Annotated in this window: 8 protein-coding genes; 7 read left to right on the top strand and 1 reads right to left on the bottom strand. The window is 63.0% G+C overall.

Annotated elements, in window-relative coordinates; genetic code table 11:
- Positions 1 to 107: 107 nt before the first annotated feature.
- The 5 genes from OH491_RS14845 (at position 108) to OH491_RS14825 (ending at position 15,633) form a co-directional block, all read left to right on the top strand.
- Entirely contained in the window at positions 108 to 1,667 is a 1,560-nt protein-coding gene (locus OH491_RS14845) for an MGH1-like glycoside hydrolase domain-containing protein (protein ID WP_342750537.1), read from the top strand.
- Positions 1,668 to 1,882: 215 nt separating this feature from the next.
- Positions 1,883 to 5,116, top strand: coding sequence for a TonB-dependent receptor (locus tag OH491_RS14840; RefSeq protein ID WP_084442735.1), 3,234 nt, complete (start codon positions 1,883 to 1,885; stop codon positions 5,114 to 5,116).
- A 1-nt stretch (position 5,117) separates the two neighbouring features.
- On the top strand, positions 5,118 to 7,223 hold the full coding sequence (locus OH491_RS14835) for an NPCBM/NEW2 domain-containing protein (protein WP_068773119.1): 2,106 nt from the start codon (positions 5,118 to 5,120) through the stop codon (positions 7,221 to 7,223).
- A gap of 26 nt (positions 7,224 to 7,249) precedes the next feature.
- The gene (locus tag OH491_RS14830) at positions 7,250 to 9,937 is read left to right on the top strand and encodes a sialidase family protein (protein ID WP_334319753.1); all 2,688 of its coding nucleotides are present in this window, start codon (positions 7,250 to 7,252) and stop codon (positions 9,935 to 9,937) included.
- A 104-nt stretch (positions 9,938 to 10,041) separates the two neighbouring features.
- On the top strand, positions 10,042 to 15,633 hold the full coding sequence (locus OH491_RS14825; RefSeq protein ID WP_068773118.1) for an autotransporter domain-containing protein: 5,592 nt from the start codon (positions 10,042 to 10,044) through the stop codon (positions 15,631 to 15,633).
- Between the two features lie 13 nt (positions 15,634 to 15,646).
- Here OH491_RS14825 and OH491_RS14820 read toward each other — a convergent pair whose 3' ends face one another.
- The gene (locus tag OH491_RS14820; RefSeq protein WP_068773117.1) at positions 15,647 to 16,525 is read right to left on the bottom strand and encodes a helix-turn-helix domain-containing protein; all 879 of its coding nucleotides are present in this window, start codon (positions 16,523 to 16,525) and stop codon (positions 15,647 to 15,649) included.
- Positions 16,526 to 16,649: 124 nt separating this feature from the next.
- On the opposite strand from OH491_RS14820, the gene OH491_RS14815 reads away from it, so the two are divergent.
- Together OH491_RS14815 and OH491_RS14810 are read left to right on the top strand one after the other, a co-directional pair.
- Positions 16,650 to 17,936: a Gfo/Idh/MocA family protein gene (locus tag OH491_RS14815; RefSeq protein ID WP_068773116.1), complete on the top strand. Its 1,287-nt coding sequence runs from the start codon at positions 16,650 to 16,652 to the stop codon at positions 17,934 to 17,936.
- A 4-nt stretch (positions 17,937 to 17,940) separates the two neighbouring features.
- Positions 17,941 to 19,551 carry a sodium:solute symporter family transporter gene (locus OH491_RS14810; RefSeq protein ID WP_068773115.1) on the top strand — a complete coding sequence of 537 codons (1,611 nt, stop codon included), beginning with the start codon at positions 17,941 to 17,943 and terminating at the stop codon, positions 19,549 to 19,551.
- Positions 19,552 to 19,561 lie beyond the last annotated feature (10 nt).

Genomic DNA, 19,561 nt, shown 5'->3' with positions numbered 1-19,561 from the left:
ATATGAACAAAATACGATATAAAGAAATTCTCGGAGGCGATATTCGTTCGGAGGGGAATGGGCGTTTTCATTGCCGGTCCGTTTATTTTCTTTTTTGCACGCTTCGCTTGGCTCTGCCGATGGTGTTGTTCCTGGCCGCAGCGCCGGTCTCAGGCCAGGCCGGTGCGTCCCTGGTCGCGACCAGCGTGGAGTTTCGAACTTCCGACACGTTTCTCGGGGGCCTTTATGCCGCCGCCGAAATGACCGGCAGGGCGAATGAGAAAAGTTTCGCCGGGCGCCCGGTGCTCATCGAAGGCGGCGGCTATAACGGCATCTGGATCGAAACCCAGCCGATGGGCGGCGAGATGAACGCCAAGCGCAACATGACCACCGCGTTCAACAACACGCTACTCTTCATCGAACAGCAACTGCCCAACGGGCGCTACCCCGGCCTCATCCGCCACCACAACCGCGACCAGAAACTCCTGCCCGTCTATACGCACACGCAGGGTTTCTGTTTCCCGTTCCACGCGCTCAACCTTTATTATTGGAACAAAAAACGCGACACCGCCTATCTCCGCCAGCTTTACGATTCCTTGGAAAAATTCGACGCCTATCTCTGGCGCTATCGTGACTCCGACGGCGACGGATGCCTTGAGACATGGTCGGTCTGGGACACCGGCGAGGACAACTCCAACCGCTTCGCCGGCACCAAGCTCAACCGCGGCGGCTGGCCCGGCGAGGCGCCGCCTGACGACCCCGTGTTTCCGGTCGAGAGCATGGACTTCATGGCCTATTCTTATGATGCCCGGGCCACGCTCGCCCGCCTCTCCGTTTTGCTCGGCAACGGCAGGGAGCGCGAGTGGCTCGCCAAGGCCGCCGCCGTGCGCGAAAAACTCCGCGCGTATTTGTGGGACGACAAGCGCGGCGCCTGTTTCGACCGCGACCGCGACAACAAAACCATGCCCGCCCTCCTGCACAACAACCTGCGCGCAATGCACCACGGCGTGTTCACGCCGGAAATGGCCGGGCGCTTCGTGCGCGAGCACCTGCTCAACCCCGACGAATTTTGGACGCCCTTTCCGCTGCCCTCCGTCGCCATCAACGACCCCATTTACCGCGCCGGCCCCAACGACTGGAGCGGCGAGCCGATGGGTCTCACCTACCAGCGCGCCATCCGCGCCCTTGAAAACTACGGCTTCAACGCGGAGATGGTCTTGATTGGCGAAAAACTCATCGCCAACGCCGGGCGGACAAAAACATTTCCGCAGCAATGGGACCCGCGCACCGGCGCGCCCTCGCCGTATAAAAACCGCGTTGACTACGGCCCCACGCTCCTCGCCGTGCTCGAATACATGTCGCGCTTCTACGGCGTCAACGTCGAGTTTGACGAGCTGCACTGGGGCGCGCTTGGGCGCGAAGGCCACGCCACGACTTACACCCAGCACTGGGATGGCGACGCTTATACGATTGAAAGCAAGGACGGCGTCGCCGGCGCGCGCATCAATGGGCGCGAAATCTTCCGTGCCGGCTGCGGCGTGCGCGTCGACACCGACTGGAGCGGCGCGGTGCTGCGCATCATCAACCTGCGCCCCGGCCCGGCGCGCGTCCGGTTTCACGCCGGCGGACGTGAGACTGTGCTCGATCTGGAGCGAAACGGGGTCTTCGCAGTTCCGTCCGCGCCCTGATTTTTACCCCGCAGGGAGGGCGCGCCGAATCGAATGCACCGTGCGGCGGGAGCAACGGTCTCCTCCGGTTACCATAACTTTGAAGTATCGCTGGCGCGCCTTGAAAATAACTTTTCCGTCACAAATCCCCTCATCACCCATTCCCCGCCGTATATCTCCTCCGGCATTCCCGCCCGGCGACGGGCAACGACAGCATCAAAGATATTTACCCTCCAATGAAAACCAAGAATATCATTACTCGTCCGTTGTGTGTATTGCCCGGCCAGATTCTTCGATGGGGGACGCTTTTTGTTCTCACCATGGTCGTCGCCCCGCTCGCATCTTTGATCGAAGCCCAGCCGGCGGAAGCCGCGGGCACTGGCAACATCGAGGGCGTTGTATATAATTCGACCAACGGGCTTCCGGTAGGCAGGGTGAAGGTGGGCATCAAGGGTACTCCTCAGGAGGTGCTTACGGATGATGAAGGGCGCTTCTTTTTTCCCCAGATGCCGGTCGGGGAGGTGTCACTGGAGGTCTCGTATCTGGGATTCGATTCGCAAACCGCCACCGTGACGGTGGCGCCGGGCAAAACCGCCGTCCGCGATTTCCAGCTCGCGCTCCTTGGCTCCGTACGCGGTGGCGGCACCGCCGCCGGCGACGATGTTGTCCTGCTGGAAAAATTCGAGGTGGTGGCCGACCAGGCGATGAGCGCCCAGGCGCTGGCCATGAACGAGCAGCGCCACGCGGCCAATATAAAAAACGTGGTGGCATTCGAGGATCTCGGCAGCTACGGGCAGGAAAACATCGGTGACTACATCCGTTTCCTGCCGGGCGTGGCCATCGTGGACGACGGGGAAAACCCGGGCCAGCTCGCGCTCGGCGGCTTCGGCGCGGAATTTACGAATATGCAGCTTGACGGCGGCGACATCGCCAGCACCGGAGTCGGCACGACCAGCGGACGCACGCTGGCGTTGCAGGAAGTGCCGATGGTGAACATCGAGCGCGTCGAGGTCACCAAAGTGCCCACGCCCGACATGCCGGCCTCGGGTCTGGGTGGTTCGCTGAACCTCGTGAGCAAGAGCTTGCTGGGAACGAAGCGCGCCTACCTCGACTACCAGTTGTATATGAATTTTAACAACAAGGAGGGATTGTCCTTCGACGGCGGCAGCCGGCAGCCGGTGCGGCAACTTTCGCCCAAAACCAAGCAGCCGTCCGCCAGTGTGATGCTGGTGGTGCCGGTGGGCAAGAGGCTGGCCTTCAGCCTGGGAGCCTCGCGGTCGTGGAGACAGCGTCCCGCCGAGGACACACCGAACGAAAACGCCCTTTGGAACCTGAGATACTCGGTGAAGGACGCGCAGGGCAACGACGTGCCAAAGGACATCGCGCTGGCGACCGCCCAGTGGTCGCAGATCGCCCAGATTACCGCGATTGAGAACCTTCAGGCCGCGATGGAATGGAAAATCGCGCGAAACGACACGCTGTCGCTCAGCCTCCAATACCGCGAGACCACGGCCGAGACGGCCACCAGCCGCCTGACCACCCGCTTCCACTCCTCCAACGCCTACGATCCCGTCAGCGACGACCCCGCTCATTACACCTCCTCCAAGGCGGGCAGGGGCGTCATCGAGATGGGCGGCAATACGTCGCTCAACTACGAAAACGCGACGGAGAACACCCACGCGACCCTGCAATACAAGCATCGCGGTCCGAAGTGGCACGTGGACGCGAAGGGCTATTATTCGCACGCCATCCGTACGCGCACCAACGAGGGCAAGGGCTACTTCAACGGCTACTACGCCTCGCGCATCAGCCTCAACATGCGCGGCGACGGCATCGGCGAGGGCGACAGCATCCTCCCGACCAGCTACACCATCACGACCAACAGCGCCACCAATCCCGAGGTCGTGGATCCCTACGATGGGGCAACCTACAACCTCAACTCCGTCCGCAACGAGTACGGCGTGTATAAAACCGACCTGTATTCGGGCCGTGTCGATGTGACCCGCATTTTCAGCCGCCAGTTTCAGCTCAAGGCCGGCGCGTCGATGAACCGGCTCGAAAAGGACGACCGCCGCAGGACGGACCCCTACGCCTTCAACGGCCCCTACGGGCAATCCATGTCGCAATATGACGTGATGGACGAGGCCATCGGCGTGACGATGAACGGTCACCCTGTGCGCTGGATCAGCCCGGTGAAATTATACAACCTGTTTCTGGAGCACCAGGACGACGGCTGGTTCTCGTTGAACGACTCCGCCATCCAAAACCTCGCGCAAAACTCGAAGAAAATGATCGAGGACGTCTCCGCGGGATACCTGCGATTTGACCTGCGTCTCTTTCAAAACCGGCTGAGCATGACCGGCGGCGTGCGCTATGAGAAGACCAAGCTCGATGGCTGGAGCGTGCGCCGCGACGACTCCGCCATCTACCTGAAGGACGAAAACGGCAACCGTATCCAAGACCCCGCCGGCGGCTACCTGCTTGTCACCAACGACACCAAGGAGCAAATGCGGCTCAAGTGGCAGGAGCGCGCCCTCCACGAGGGGCAGGATTACGACGGCTTTTATCCCAGCCTCAACATCAACTATGCCCTCACCGCCAACCTCGTGGCCCGCGCCGCCTACGCCCGCACCATCGGAAGGCCGGACGTGAGCTACGTCGTGGCCGGCATCACCATTCCGGATCCCGGGACGAGCGACCCGGAGCTGGCGCGCACCATTACGGTGGGCAATCCCGGGCTGAAGCCGTGGACGGCGGACAGCTTCCACCTTTCGCTCGACTCCTACCTCTTCAAGGGCGGCTTCGGCTCCGTCGGCGTTTACCACAAACGCGTGACCAATTTTTTCGGGAAAGAGGCTCCGGCCGCCACCGAGGAGGTTCTTCAGGGCTACGACATAGCCGAGAATGACATCGCCTACATGCTTGAGCAGGGCTACGTGCTAAACCGCTGGGTCAACTGGGGCGACGCTCACCTGACCGGCGTGGAATTCAGCTATCGGCAGGACCTGCTCTTCCTCCCGCAATGGCTTCAGAAAACGCAGGTATGGGTAAATTATACGCACTTGGAAGTGGGTGGGAAAAACGCCGAGGATTTTACCGGCTTCACCCCCGACGCGCTTTCCTGGGGCGTGAATTATATCCGCCCGCGCTTCTCGCTCCGCTTCTCCTTCGCCTATCAGGCCGAGACCAAAAAAGGGATGGTCGCCGTCGCGCCAGGCACATCCAACGCCAATTACATGCCCGTTCTCCCCGACAAGGTTTATGATTATCAGGACTCCTACCTGCTCTGCGGCCTCAACGCAAAATACAGTTTTTCACGGGCATTTTCCGTCTATGTAAATTGGAATGATATCCTGGCCGGCGACCGCTATGTATATCGCCGCGCGTCCGACACGCCGGCCTACGCAGATAGCTATCAACGCTACGTCACCCCGTCTTATATCATGGTGGGCGTGGAAGGGCGATTCTAATATGACTCAACGGCCCCCCGGCATGAATGATTATATAAAATGTATCCCGATCGTGGCCGCCGCGTTCCTCCCCGCCATCGGTCTCCAAGGGGCGGAAGGCACGCCGCTTTCCGCGCTGGACCTCGATTGTGTGGTGCATGTGCGCTCGCGCATCGCTCCGCCGCCGAAACCGGGAAAGACCGTTTCCGGCAACCCGATTTCGATTGGAGGCAGGAAATTCGCGGACGGGTTCGGCATGCATGGCATTTCGCGTTTGCAAATCGAGCTGGATGGGCGCGCCACCCGCTTTACCGCATGGACGGGGCTCACCGACGACTCCCCCGATCCCGGTCCGGTCTGGTATGAAATCCTGGGCGATGGCCGCATGTTATATGAAGGCGCGCCAATCAAGCGCGGCGAGGCGGCAAAAGAGATAAACTTGGATATTAAGGGAATCAAATCATTGGTTCTGGCCGTGCAGTCGCCTGATTATTTCAATGTGCACACGGCTTGGGCCGACGCGCGGATTTCATACGAAGGCGAGGCGCCCAAGGCGGTGATCCCTCCGCGTGAGAAACCCTATATCCTTACGCCGCCGACGCCGCGGGAACCGCGCATCAATGGCGCGGCGGTCTTCGGCGTGCGCCCGGGCAGCCCCGTGCTCTTTCAGGTCGCGTCAACGGGGGACGGGCCCATGCGCTTTTCCGCGACAAACCTGCCTTCGGGATTGGCGCTGGACGCGGCGACGGGGCGTTTCTCGGGAAAAGTCGCGCGGCCCGGCAAATACCCCGTGTCCGTCAGCGCAAGCAACGCACTCGGGACGGCGACCCGCGAAATCACCTTTGTGGTTGGTGACACGCTCGCGCTGACACCCCCGATGGGGTGGAACAGCTGGAACTGTTTTGCCGACCATGTGACCGCGGAGGATGTGCGGACCACGGCCGATCTGTTTGTCAAACACGGGCTCCGGAATCACGGGTGGTCGTATATCAATATAGATGATTTTTGGATGACGCGGCCGCCGCCGGATGATGCGCTTTGGGAGAAACTGGCGGAGCGCGCCATCGAGCGCGGCTATGCACCGCTAAAAATTCCTGGCGCGGATGATCTGCCCCGGCTGGCGGGTCCGGCGCGCGACGGGGAGGGACGCATCAACGCGAATCCGCGTTTTGCCGACATGCAGGGGCTGGTCGATCATGTGCATTCGCTCGGCTTGAAAATTGGCATTTACAGTTCGCCCGGTCCCCTCACCTGCGGCCGGTGCACCGGGAGTTTCGGGCACGAGGAGCAGGACGCGCGGCGGTTCGCGGAGTGGGGATTCGATTTATTAAAATACGACTGGTGTTCCTACCGTTTTTTCACACCGCCATACGACCGCATATCAAAGACGGAACTGCAAAGGCCGTTCATCGTCATGCACGAGGCGCTCGCGAAACAGCCGCGCGACATCGTGTTCAGCATGTGCCAGTATGGACTTGGCGATAGCTGGGAATGGGGCGCGGATGTGGGTGCCAATCTGTGGCGCACTACTCGCGATATCATTGATACATGGTCGAGCATGTCGGGCATTGGTTTTTCGCAAAGCGAACTGGCTCAATACACCGGGCCGGGGCGCTGGAACGATCCCGACATGCTTGTCGTCGGGCACGTGGGATGGCATGCGGCTCGTCGCGCCTCACGGCTTGCGCCGGACGAACAATACACGCATGTGTCGCTCTGGAGTTTGCTGGCCGCGCCTCTGCTCATCGGATGCGACCTCACCAAGCTTGACGATTTCACGCTCAATCTGCTCACCAATGATGAGGTCATTGCCGTGAATCAGGATCCTCTGGGCCGGGCGGCCCGGCGCGTGGCCCGGGATCGCAATCTCGAAGTGTGGGCGCGACCGCTGGCGGATGGCTCGGTGGCCGTCGGTTTGTTCAACCGGGGGGAATTGCCCGCAAAAGTGACCGCGCGCTGGGATAACCTTGGCATCCACGGCGCGCGCGTCGTGCGCGATTTATGGAGGCAGCAGGATCTCGGTTCGTTCGAGGGCGAATTTTCCGCCGAAATCCCGCGGCACGGGGTGCTTTTGGTCAAAATACGCAGGGCTGAAAAAATAGTGGATAAAAACAAGCAGGGAGAGTGAACCCAATGAACAAAATCATATCATTTATGTTTCCGTATTATCACGCGGTCTTGCTGCTGGCGTCCGCGTTTGCCGGTATGTTTTCCGTTGTCCCGGCGCGGGGCGGCGAGCCCGCGGGCGCTCCCGCATTTTGGGGACAGGATTTGTTTATTGGCGGGAGGGGCGCGTATCATACTTACCGGATTCCCGCCATGGTGGTTACGACCAAGGGCTCCATCCTCGCCTTCTGCGAGGGACGGCGAAACAGCTCCAGCGACAACGGCGCGATTGACATCCTGCTGCGCCGGAGCACGGACGGCGGGCGCACTTGGGGGCCGATTCTGCGCGTGCATGGAATCGATGAAGGCAGGATAACCATCGGGAATCCCGTGCCCATCGCGGACCGTCAGACCGGCGATGTGCACCTGCTCCTGTGCGAGGACGGCAAAAAACTGTTTTATATGAAAAGCACGGACGACGGCCTGTCGTTCACGGCCCCGCGCGAGATTACGGACGTGGTGGACGCGCAATGCAAGCGCATCGGTTTCAAGTGGGTCCACATGCTGACCGGGCCGGGGCACGGCCTGCAAATGCGCTCCGGACGCCTGGTTGTGCCATTAAAGCCCGCCGGGCCGCCGCAGGACGGCGTGAAGCGGCGGACGGGCGTTATCTACAGCGACGATCACGGGCAAACATGGAAGCCCGGCGGCATCGTGCCGCACACCATCGGCGAATTGAGCGAGAGCACCGTTATCGAGCGTTCCGACGGCAAGCTGATGATAAACATGCGCTGGCACGACGGCTATTTCCGTGCCACCAGCCTGAGCAGCGACGGCGGCCTCACCTGGAGCGAGCCGAAAATTGAAGAAAGCCTGCCCGACCCCGTCAACCAGGGCAGCCTGCTGGCGTGCTCGGAAGTCTTCGGGCAGGAGGACAGGCGCGTGGTGTTCTCCAATCTCGACCAGGGCAAGATTACCCCCGAAAAGGGCAGGACCGTTTTCAGCTCCCGCGCCCGCCTCACCGTGCGGCTGAGTCATGACGACGGCGACACGTGGGACGAATCCTGCCTCATCACGCCCGGCTTTTCTGGGTATTCCGACCTCGCGATGACGCGCGACGGCAAGGTGCTGCTCCTGTATGAAAACGGGAAAGAAATCTATTCCGAAAAACTCACGCTGGTGTGCTTTGACCTGGCGTTTTTGAAGGAGAAGGGAATGACGGCCCCCGCCGCCAGCATCCGGGCCGGCCTGGAGTTTGCGCCGCTGTTTCGCGACCACGCCGTTCTCCAGCACGGCAGGCCTGTTCCGGTTTGGGGGCGGGCGGCGGCGGGCGAAAACGTCACCGTTTCATTCGCGGGCCAGAAAGTTTCCGCCACCGCGGATGCCAGCGGACGCTGGAAAGCGACGCTGGCCGCGCTCGCGCCAAGCAAGCAGGGCGTGGAGCTGGCCGTCTCGGGAAAAACGGAAACCTTGGTGGCGAACGACGTGGTGGTCGGCGAGGTCTGGCTGGCCGCCGGGCAGTCCAACATGGAGATGCCGGTGCGCGACGCGCAGAATGCGGCGGACGTGATCGCGACGGCCAGTTTCTCGGAAATCCGCGAAATCAGGATTGAGCGGAGGTCGAAGGAAACGGCGGAGGAGGTGGCGGGTGGCAAATGGACGTCCGCCAATCCAAAAACTGTCGGGGAATTCAGCGCCTTGGGATATTTTTTTGCGCGCGATCTTTATAAACAACTGGATGTTCCCGTTGGCATTATCAATTGCTCGTGGAGCTACGCCCCCGTCGAGGCGTGGCTGGGCGCGGAGTCGAGCGATCCGCGCCTCGGCCCGGCATTTGCCGCGTTGCATAAGCGCTGGGAGGCGACGCTCCGCGACTATCCGGCGGCACTGGAAAAATTCACCGCTGATATGAACGCGTGGAAGGACGCCCAGACCAAGGCGAACGTCGATGGAAAGCCGTTTGATAAACCGCGCCCGCGCCGCCCGTCCGGACCGGGGCAGAACACCGCGCTAGGCGGCATCTACAACGGCATGATTCATCCGCTCGCGCCCTATGCATTGGCCGGGGTGATTCTGGCCACCGGCGAGACTGATGCGATGAGCGGCAATCCAGACGAATACGCGCAGTATTTTGCCTCCTTGATCAAGGGCTGGCGGCGAGCCTTCGCGCAGGATGATCTGCCATTCTACTGGTTGCAGCTCAGCACCTACGGCGAGACGAAGTCCAGGCACACGGAACGATGGGCGTATTTTCGCGAAGCGCAGTCCAGGGCGCTGCTTCTTCCCGCCACTGGCCAGGCAGTCACGATCGACATCGGCGATCCGGAAGCACCCCGCCCGAAAAACAAGCAGGCGGCGGCAAACCGGCTGGCGCGGCTCGCGTTGAAAAACGCATATAAGCAAAGCGTTCAGGATGCCGGCCCGGTGCCGCGCGGCGCGCAACCGGTCGCGAACGGATTCCGCATCGATTTTGCCAACTGCCCCGGCGGGCTGGTTTCAGCCGCACCCAAACCCGGCGGCTTTGAGCTGGCCGGGAGCGATGGAAAATACAAACCCGCCAGCGCGGAGGTGGACGGCTCCTCGGTCGTCGTGACTTCCCCATCGGTGAAAGCGCCCGCGTTCGTCCGCTACGGATGGCGTCTGGCCGGCGCGGCCAGCCTGCGCAACCAGGACGGCCTGCCCGCCCCGCCCTTCAGGACTGACGCGATTCCCTTTGGCGAAAAGGGCGCGGAATAAGGCCCGTGCCGAATCCAGCCATAAACGTATATAAAATCACCAGCAACCCAGGCGGCAAAACGGACGGCACGCCGTGTTTCTAAAAACTCAGAAAGGGTAACTTTATGAAGAACGCAAAACGCACAATCTTTCTCCGCGCATGCGCGCCGGCCCTCGCCGCCTTGGCGCTCTCACCGTCCGCCCCGGCGCAGGAGCAGCCGCCGGTCAGCGGCATCTTTAACTTCGATGCGGACATGATGTATGACGCCACCATCCGCCAGGCGCCCCAGGACACCACCTATAATATCGCCGACGGCGTCACCGTCACCATCTCCAACGCCGTTTCGACCGCCAACGGCGGCGTTTTCGCCCCCGCCACCAGCAGGATGTTCACGATCGCGCCGACAGGCTCGACCGGGCGCTTGGTGTTCCTGAACAACCAGACCTCCGGCCAGGGCGGGGTGTTTTACCTGGGGGGCGGCGTAAGATTGTATTTCACCAACGTCTCCTTCATCGGCAACTCGTCCTCCAACGCCACCGGCGGCGGCGCGATCCGGACAGCCTCCAACACGGGTGCGGTGGTGCTGGACAGCGTGTTGTTTGAAAAAAACCACGCGCCCAACGGCGGGGTGTTCAGGGCTTACAGCAGCATCACCGTAAACTCGGGAATATTTACCGGCAACTACGCCGACGGCACGGCCACGAGCTCCGGGTTTGGCGGGGCGCTTGGCATGCCGATAAGCGGCAACGCGCCGATAAGCGTGCTCAGGGAGAGCGTTTTTTCGGGCAACTGGGCGGCGCGGGCGGGCGGCGCCGCCGCGACGCAGGGCAATCATTCGGTTGAGTTTTGGGACACGGTTGGATTTGGCGGCAATTTCGCCGGAGTTGGCGGCGGCGCGATCTATGACACGGCCAACGCAGGCGCCGCCGATGTTGACGGGATCTCGCTCCGGTTCACCGGAACGACCGGCATCAGCGATTTTATCTATTCGGGCAATGTCGCGAAAGGCTCGGTGCTCACGGCGACGGAAATCACCGCGGCGCAATCCGGCACCATCGCCTTCACGCCCGCGGCCAAGGCGGGCGGCTTTTATTTCTCGGCCACGGGGGGCACCCGCCTCCGGTTCGAAATTGCGGACAACGTCACCGTCTCCATCGGCGAGGCCGGCAATCCCTCCTCGTGGGACTCCATCGCGTCGTCCGACGCCAGCGGCGCCACCGGAAAACTTGACCTGGCCGGCACCGGCGCGGGCAGGCTCGTGCTGCACGCCGACAACTCCTATTTCCAAGGCGAGGTCAACATCGGCGCCGGCTCTCTGTTCCTCGGCAACCAGAACGCCCAGCTCGGCGGCTCCGTCACCGTCGCCGGCGGCGCGACCCTCGGCGGCTCCGGCACGCTCGTCACCCGCAACCAGGCCGGCGCCATCCTTGCCGGGCGCACCAGCGTGACGCTCGCCGATGGCGCGACCCTCGCCGCGGGCAACGACACCGCCGCCGCCGCGGAGACGCTCACCGTGCTCGGCAACGTCACCGCCGGCACCGGCGTCACCTTCAACCACGACCTCTTCGCCGGCGGCTCGGCCAGCAAACTCAGCGTCACCGGCAACCTTGCCCTCACCGGCCCCGCCACCGTCAACGTCGGTCTGCTGGCCACGGGCACGTTCACGCTCATGGAGTGGTCGGGCTCGGGCATTGCCAGTCTCGCCAACCTCTCCCTCACCATCGCCGGCGCGGCCAACAGCCCCCGCAGCGACGCCAAGCTCTCCCTCGATGGCAGTTCCCTCGTCATCACCAACACCGCCGTCAACAACCTCGTCATGCACTGGACCGGCGCGGAGGGCGGCGAATGGACGCGCCGCCCCACGGGCGCGCAGCGCAACTGGGCCGCCGCCGGCGGGCTGGTCGAGGATCGCTTTTTCAACGCCGACAGCGTCGTCTTCGACGGCGAGGCCGACGCCGCCAATCCCGCCAACCGCGACATCACCATCGAGGCCGGCGGCGTGGTGGTCTCGGGCATGGAGGTGTCGGGGACGGCGCGTTATGTGTTCCGGGGCGAGGGCGGCATCGAGGCCGATGCCGCCGCGGTGGACACCGCGGCGTTTACGCCCACGGGCAAGTTGAAAAAAAGCGGCGCGGGCGAGCTGGTCTTCGCCAACACGGGGACGAACACCTTCGCGGGCGGCATCGAAATCGCGGGCGGCGTGATTGCCTTTGACCGCGCGGCGCAGCTTGGGTCCGGCACGGGTGGCATCCTGTTTTCCGATTCAGGCACGTTGCGCGCAATTTCCTCCGCCAGCGGCACGCTGGCGGAAACAATCGCCATCGCCGCCGGAAAAACCGCCGAGTTGCTGGTGGACGAAGGCGCCGCCCTCGTCCACGGCGGCACGCTCGCCTCGGGCGGGGCGGGCGCGGCTCTGCGCAAGACCGGCGCGGGCTCCGTGCTGCTCACCGGCGGCAACGCAGGCTTCTCCGGTTCGGTCGCGGTGGCCGGAGGCGCGCTCACGCTGGCGGAAACCGCCGTGCTTGGCGGAAATATTACCGTGGCCTCCGGCGCGACCCTCGGCGGCTCGGGCACGGCGGGCGCGGGCGGCTCGGTCAAGGTTGCCGCCGGCGGCATCCTCGACGCCGGTCTCGACAGCGCGCAAGCGGGCACGCTTACCGTGCACAACCTCACCCTGACCGGAGACGCAATCCTGCGCCTGGGTTTGTTCAAGGACGCCGACACCGGCGGCTACCTGAAGAGCGACCGCGTCATTGACGAGGGCGCGGCCAGCATCAGCGGCGTCAACAGCATCAATCTGGCCTCCTTCGCCTCGGGCACGTTCAACCTCGGCAACCTCACCGGCCTCGCCGCGCCCGGCGCGGGGCGCGTGACGCTCAGCGGCATGACGCTGCTCCCCGGCGGGCGGCTCTCGGCGGCGCTCACCGACGCGGGCGGCGTGCTGCAACTGGTCACGACCGCCGACCAGTCCCGCGTGATGACATGGACGGGCAACAGCGGCTCCACTTGGAGCCTGGCGGCGGCAAGCTGGACGGACGGTGGCGCAGTGAACCAGTTCAGCTACGGCGACCGCGTCATCTTCGACGGCGCCACGGACGCCGGGCAGCCGGGCAGCCGGAGCATTTTCGTTGACGCGGAGGAGGTGCGTGTCGCCGACATGACGGTCGGCGGCGGCGCGGATTACACGTTCACCGGCGGCGGCATCCACGCCGACGCGGGCAACGTGCAGCCGGACGCGGGCGGCGTCGCTCACATCACCGATGCCACGGGCAGACTGGTGAAAACCGGGAGCGGCACGCTCACGCTGGCGAACGGGGCAAACACCTTCGCCGGCGGCGTCCAGATCGACGGCGGCGTGCTCGCCTTCAGCCGGGGCGACCAGCTCACCACGTCGGACAGCACGGGCATCACTTTCCTCGGCGGCGGCACGCTCCGGGCGGCGGCGGACTTGGCGCTCGATGACACTGTCTCCGTCGCATCAGGCGTCACCGGCGCCATCGACAGCGCCGGCCACACGCTGGCGCTGGGCGGCGCGCTCACCGGCGCGGCGGACTCCACGCTGGCCAAGACCGGCGACGGCGCGGTGGTGCTCGGCGCGGACACCAGCGGCTTTTCCGGCACGCTCGCGGTGCGCGGCGGCGTGTTGCGCGCCGGGGCGGCGGATGTGCTCACGGCGGCGGCGGACGCGACCATCGTGTTGGACGCCGGCGCGACACTCGACCTCGACGGACACGATCAGACACTCGCGCGGCTGCAAGGCGCGGGCACGGTCGAGCTTGGCACCGCCAGGCTCGCGATGAGCATCGGCGACGACACCGGTTTTGCCGGCGGTTTCGCCGGCGCGGGCACGGTCGTCAAGCAGGGCGCGGGCAAATGGACGCTCTCCGGTTCAAGCTCGCACACGGGCGGCATCATTCTGGAGGAAGGACGGCTCGGGCTGGCCAACAACGATGCGCTTGGCTCCGGCACGCTGGCGGTCGCGGCATCCTCCGCGACACTGGACATCGAGGCGGACGGGCTGGCTGTCGCCAACGACATCGCGGCGGGCACGAACACGCTTGCCATCGAGACCAACGGGCGCGGCGTGGAGTTTTCCGGAAAAATCAGCGGCGACCGCCTTGTCATTGAGGGCACGGGCACGCTGGCCCTCTCGGGCAACAACACTGTCGACCTGGAGATAAACAACGCTCGCACGATCGCCAGGAGGGCCGAGTCCATTGCCGACGCCGTGGACATCCGCGACGGCTCGGTGCTGGAGTTTCAGGGTGTCGGCTCGGGCCAGGTGCGCGGGAGCCTGCGGGGTGATCGCGTGCTGTTCACCTCCAGCACGCTGTCTCTCAACGGCGCCAACACCCTGCGGACTTTCGTTGTCGGCGCGGATTCCAAAATCACAGCCGCCGCGGTTGGCGCGCTCGGCGGGACGGCCGCGGATGTCATGGTCGGGGAAGGCGGCTGGTTGAAAATAGTATATCCGGGCACGCTGGCGAACAACCTGGACGTGGATGGCGGCGCGCTGGTGTTCGCCCCGACCACCAACAATGGCATGAGCTCGGTGGCGCTTTCCGGCACGCTGAATTTCATGAACGGCGGCGAAATCCGCCTCGACGGCATCATGCCCACCGGCATCTACACCGCCGCCGTCGCCTACGGCGGCATCCCGAACCTGCCCGCCTACGATCCTCACCAAGGCGGCATGTTCATGGTGGCGGACATCGTCAACGGCGACACGCTGGTCGTCACCGCCTACAACAAGGCGCTGGAGCCGGGCAAGGACATCGTCGTCGGCTTCGATGCCATGCTCGCGGCCACGCGCGCCGTTTATACCCACATCAGCGAGGAGTTCATCGCCCCGTTGCTGGGCAAGGAGGAGGGCCCGGGCGGGCGGGCGCTCTGGTTCCGCGCCATCGGCTCGTTCGCCGAGTATGGCGACGATGCCGGGCATCTCGGCTACACCGCCGCCTCCTACGGCGGCATTGTCGGTTACGATTGGATTTCCGAGCGGAACATCATGGCCGGCATTTACGCGGGCTACACCGCCGCCCGCCTGGAAACCACCAACAACGCGACCACGGACATGGGCCTGCCGCATTTGGGATTGTATGGCGCGATCCGGCGGGGAAATGTTTACGCCACCGCCGATTTCAACCTCGGCTCCGGTTCCGCCGACACCGAGCGCCGCGAGGACCACGGCAACATCGTCACCGGCTCCTATAACATGGACCACGCCGGCGCCAAGATGGAGGTCGGCTGCATGCTGCCATTGTTCGCGAACGGCAGCCTGCGCCCGTCGGTCGGGCTGCACTACATGAGCCTCGACTTCCGCCATTACGCCGAAACCGGCAAGGGTGCCGTGCGGCTGGACAACATGGGCGCCCGCACCGTGCAGGCCGTGTTCGGCTGCGACGCCAGCAAGGAAATCACGACGGCTTGGGGCCTGCCCGGCATGGTGGACTTGAGCGCGGGCTGGCGCCAGCGCGTTCACACCAAAATCACCGACGCCTGGGCGACCTTGGTTGATTATCCGAACGCGCGCCTGCAAATCCGGGGCGATGAATATGATTCCAGCGGAGTGACCGCGGGGGTGGGGCTGCGCATGGCCCTCTCACGAAGGATGCTGTTCGCGCTTGCGTATGACTTTGATTACATTCCGGCGGGAGACCATGACAACGATACCATCCGGCATACTTTTAACTCAGTCGTCCGGGTGAGTTGGTAAATCTTTATCCATTTCACGGCATCATGCCCGACAGCGTGGCGGACTGGCGTTTGCGGAAATGTTCCGGCGAGCACCCTTCGGCTTTCTTGAACGCTTCGTAGAAACGGCTCATCGAGCCGAACCCGCTTTCCATCGCGATGGTGATTACCTTTTCCGATGTCGTGGCCAGCATGCGGCGCGCATGGGAAAGCCGGTGCCGGGTGACATAATCCCGCAATGTCATCCCGCATATCTGGCGGAACAGGGTCATGGCATAATTTTCGTTCAATCCGGTGGGACGGACAATATCGCTGATCGACAACTCTCCAGTGTATCCCGTGGCAATGACCCCCGCCATCCGTTGTATATGCAAGGCAAGATGGCTCGCCGGCAACCGGCGGTTGTTTGTGTCATTCCCTGCATAGGCAGCCGATGCCGACGGGGCGAGCGACATGCGCCAGAGCGCGGCTTCAAGCTCCAACCGGACCGCCTGCCTGATGGCGTCGCCCGTTTCACGCAACGCGTCCAGCCAGCGCACGCACTGGCGTTCATCGGCGGCATTGCCGTCCTGCGCGACCAGCAGGTGGCCGGAAAGCAGGCGATCGATCATGCCCGGTGGGAGACCGAGCTGTATGACCCAGGCAAACGGGAGGGTGAACCAAAAAAAATCAGCCGTCCCGGAGAGTGCGACCACTTGGTGGGGCGTTTCCGCCCATAGCACCGCCAGACGCGCGGCGGGCACGGTGACAAGCTGCCCTCCGAGAAGGTAGGTCATGGTGCCGTCAGGTATGAAATTCAGCTCGATGTCCTGATGCTGGTGGCCTCGTATCGCGAGATGCGGCGGGCGTCGCGCGCCCGCGAATCCGAGCGAATTGCGGGCGGTGGCATGTGAAGCGGGGCAGGCGACGGGCATGACCGGTAACCTGAGAATCCCGGAGTTTTTGGTCAACCGACAAGAGGCGGACTTTCCCATGACCAGCTATGATGCGCGCACGGTTCCTGTCCGTATATTCCCCGGGCGGCTCCGGCCTCATCATATGAAAACCTTCAATCTCTGCGTCATTGGCGCGGGTGTTTTTTCCCGCAGGTTCATCCCCCTCTTTCAAGCGCACCCGGCCGTGGCGCAATTGTCTCTGGCCGAAGCACTGCCGGGCCGGCTGGCCGAGGTGGCGTCTGAATTTGGAATCGGGCGTGTGTTTGTCTCGGCGACGGAGGCGATTGCCGCCAAGGATGTCGATGCGATTGCGATTTTCACGCAACGCCACCTGCACGCCCCGCTGGCGCTCGCGGGGCTGGCGGCGGGCAAGCATGTGTATTGCGCCGTGCCCGCGGCGCAGGCACTCGACGAGCTGGCCGCGCTGACCGACGCGGTGCGGCGCACCGGGCTCACCTATATGCTTGGCGAAACCAGCTATTATTATCCGTCAAACATATACTGCCGGCATCGCTGGCGGCGCGGCGACTTCGGGCTTTTTGTATATGGCGAGGGCGAATATATGCATGACATGGAGCATGGTTTTTATGGTGCGTTCCAGCATAGTGGCGGGGATGGCTGGAAACGCGTGGCGGGTTTTCCCCCGATGCTTTATCCGACGCATTCCGCCAGCATGATAATCGGCGTCACCGGCTCAAAATTCACCCAAGTGAGCGCGCTCGGCTGGCGGGATCGTCATGACGACGGCATTTTCCGCGAGGGAGCCAATGAGTGGAACAACGTGTTCAGCAACGAAACTGCGCTTCTGCGCACCGCCGACGGGGGCATGGCGAGGCTGAACGAATTTCGTCGCGTCGGTTATGGGCGGGGAAACGGCGTGCGTGTGACACTGTTTGGCACAAAGGCCAACTTCGAGGAGCAGGGCGATTCGTTGATTTGGGCGACACACGACCGCCGCCTGTTTCCGCTTGGCGAGTTCTTGCAATGCGGCAGGGGGCCGGCGGGCGGCGCGGACAACGGGACTGGATTGCGGACTGGCGAGCAGGAGGATTTTTTCTCATATTCCTCCATGGTGCATCCCAATGAACGCCTGCCCGAGTCGTTCCGCACCCTGCCCAACGGGCATTTCGGTTCGCACCAGTTTCTGGTCGATGATTTCTGTCGTGCCGTGACGACCGGCCTGCTCCCGCCGAATCATGCGTGGCGGGCCGCCGCCTACAACGCCCCGGGTATCGTCGCCCATGAATCGGCGCTCAAGGAGGGGGCGGTGCTGCCGGTGCCGGATTTCGGCGATGCGCCCGCATCGGCGGGCTTGCTGGAGGACCATATGCCGTTGATTTCCTCTCGCGCATTGAAGCATTTCGACGAATCAGCCGGGACACCGGCCTGACCCCATGAGCGAGTTGTCAAAATTCAACCTGCTTGATCTCGCGGTGGTGATCGCCTACCTCGCCGGGATTACCGCGCTGGGGATTTGGGTGGGACGCAACAAGTCGAAGACCAGCGAGGGGTATTTCCTCGGCGGGCGCCAGTTCACGTGGGTCATGGTCGGGTTTTCGCTTTTTTCCACCAACGTCGGGATCGGCGCGTTCATCGGCGGCACGGGCATGGCCTACCGGATCGGCGTGGCCGCCTTGACGCCGGATCTGCTGGGTGGTTTGGGCCTGACTATATCGGCAGTCGTATTTGTTCCCCTTTATCTGCGCTCAAATATCACCACGCTTCCGCAGTTCCTCGAGCTGCGCTATAACCGGTGGGCCAAGTTCTTTTATGGAGGGATCTTTGTCCTGCTGGCCGTCGTGATCAGCCCGCTGAGCATGTACACGGGTTCGCTTGCCATTCTCAGCCTGCTCGGCATCGAGATCAACACGGCCAACATTTATATCACCGGTTGCATCATCGCATGCACCGCCGGGGTTTATGCGGTTGTGGGCGGGCTTACGGCCGTGGTGGTCGTCGATATGTTGCAGGCTGCGATTATAATCATAGGCAGCCTCACCGTATCAATCGTGGGCATCATCAAACTGGGAGGACTGGCGGTGCTTTTCCAGAACGCTCCGTCGGAAACGCTTGAGCTGCTCCGCCCGCACAGTGATCCGGAATTCCCATGGACCGCCATGTTTACGGGGCAGTTGCTGGCATCATGCCTGTGGGCGTTCTCAAATATTAGCATGCTGCAACGTGTGCTCGGCGCGAAAAATCTGGAGCACGCGCAGGCCGGGATGCTGCTCGGGGCTTTTCTGAAAATGTGCGGATTCGCGCTTTTTATCGTTCCAGGACTGCTCGCCGCGCAGTTGTTCCCCGGCATCGCGCCCGACACGGCGTATAGCACCATGATAAGGGAACTGCTCCCGGCCGGGATTTCCGGCATCGCATTTGCCGGCTTGCTCACTTCGCTGCTGAACACCCAGGAATCCGGCATCAATGCGATGTCCAGCATCGTTTCCATCGACCTGTATCCGGCCATCCGAAAAAAGGCCCCTGAACGCGAGGCGCTGCTCGTGGGCAAATCGGCAGCCACGGCGAACATTATTTGGGGAATCGCCGCCGCTCCGGTTTTCCTTGCGGCCGAGCAGGGGATTTTCAGCCTGCTATTGAAATTCGGGGGATTCATGACGCTGCCCTGCGGGCTCTGTTATTTGCTGGGGCGTTTCTGGCGAAGGGGGACGGGGCAGGGATGCGTGGCGACACTCGCCACCGGCGCCGCGTTCGGGGCATATTATATCGTCACATCAACGCTTCCGGGTTGCAAATGGCTCCTTCCGGAGCGCATTGCATCCATGCACTTTTACCACCTGCTGCCTTTTTTTGCCATTTTGCTCGTGACCGTTTTTGTGGTCGTGAGTCTGCTTACTCCTGCGCCATCTCCGGAAAAACTGAAAATATTGGATGCCGTCCCCATGTCATCCGCCAGAATGGCCGGACCAAGGCCGTGGCATAGGCGTTACGGTCTGTGGTGGCTGTTGTATCTCGCCGCGTTTGTCGGCATGTATTTGGTATTCTGATTATATTTGT

The sequence above is a fragment of the Termitidicoccus mucosus genome, from assembly GCF_038725785.1.
In the GTDB taxonomy this organism is placed as follows: domain Bacteria; phylum Verrucomicrobiota; class Verrucomicrobiia; order Opitutales; family Opitutaceae; genus Termitidicoccus; species Termitidicoccus mucosus.
This window is presented reverse-complemented; position numbering and strand designations above follow the sequence as displayed.

What these genes read in the sequence shown, in the direction of transcription:
- OH491_RS14840 (WP_084442735.1), top strand. Translation starts at nt 1,883, where the DNA reads ATGAAAACCAAGAATATCATTACTCGTCCGTTGTGTGTATTGCCCGGC.
- OH491_RS14815 (WP_068773116.1), top strand. Translation starts at nt 16,650, where the DNA reads ATGAAAACCTTCAATCTCTGCGTCATTGGCGCGGGTGTTTTTTCCCGC.
- OH491_RS14835 (WP_068773119.1), top strand. Translation starts at nt 5,118, where the DNA reads ATGACTCAACGGCCCCCCGGCATGAATGATTATATAAAATGTATCCCG.
- OH491_RS14810 (WP_068773115.1), top strand. Translation starts at nt 17,941, where the DNA reads ATGAGCGAGTTGTCAAAATTCAACCTGCTTGATCTCGCGGTGGTGATC.
- OH491_RS14825 (WP_068773118.1), top strand. Translation starts at nt 10,042, where the DNA reads ATGAAGAACGCAAAACGCACAATCTTTCTCCGCGCATGCGCGCCGGCC.
- OH491_RS14820 (WP_068773117.1), bottom strand. Translation starts at nt 16,525, where the DNA reads ATGCCCGTCGCCTGCCCCGCTTCACATGCCACCGCCCGCAATTCGCTC.
- OH491_RS14830 (WP_334319753.1), top strand. Translation starts at nt 7,250, where the DNA reads ATGTTTCCGTATTATCACGCGGTCTTGCTGCTGGCGTCCGCGTTTGCC.